The 454-nt window shown below is 71.8% G+C and carries 2 protein-coding genes; both read left to right on the top strand.

All coding sequences use genetic code 11. The features are described from left to right. A partial coding sequence (locus tag ACW69E_RS27770; protein WP_457501039.1) for an IS200/IS605 family transposase occupies nucleotides 1-151 on the top strand: 151 nt, incomplete at its 5' end. Further along, nucleotides 148-454, top strand: a 307-nt coding sequence (locus ACW69E_RS27765; protein WP_457501038.1) for a helix-turn-helix domain-containing protein, incomplete at its 3' end; no start/stop codon positions are given. The genes ACW69E_RS27770 and ACW69E_RS27765, both read left to right, overlap by 4 nt.

The raw sequence follows: 454 nt of genomic DNA, 5'->3' as shown, positions 1-454 counted from the left end.
GGAGGAGTTCCCGCACCTGAGGTCGCGGATGCCCACGCTGTGGTCGTCGTCGTACTTCGCCGCGTCGGCCGGCGCCGTCTCGGCGGACACCGTCGAGAAGTACATCGACACCCAGTGGGAACGCCCGCGGAAGAAGGGGGACGGCTCGTGATCCGCGCGTACGAGTTCCTCCTGCGCCCCACCGCCGGCCAGACCCTCGCGCTCGGCGAGATGCTGGCCGACCACCGCTCCCTGTACGACGGAGCGTTGCAGGAGCGGCGGGACGCCTGGCGGCACGCCTCGAAGACCACGGTGCGCTACGGCGACCAGTCCGCGCAGCTCAAGGACATCCGCGCCTTCGACCCCGAGCGGCAGGGCCGCTGGTCGTTCTCCTCCCAGCAGGCGACCCTGCGCCGGCTGGACCAGGCGTTCGCCGCGTTCTTCAAGCGGGTGAAGGCCGGGCAGACGCCGGGGC

It is taken from the genome of Streptomyces sp. SS8 (assembly GCF_054072955.1).
The sequence above is the reverse complement of the archived record's forward strand: the minus strand, read 5'-3'. Positions and strand labels throughout refer to the sequence as shown.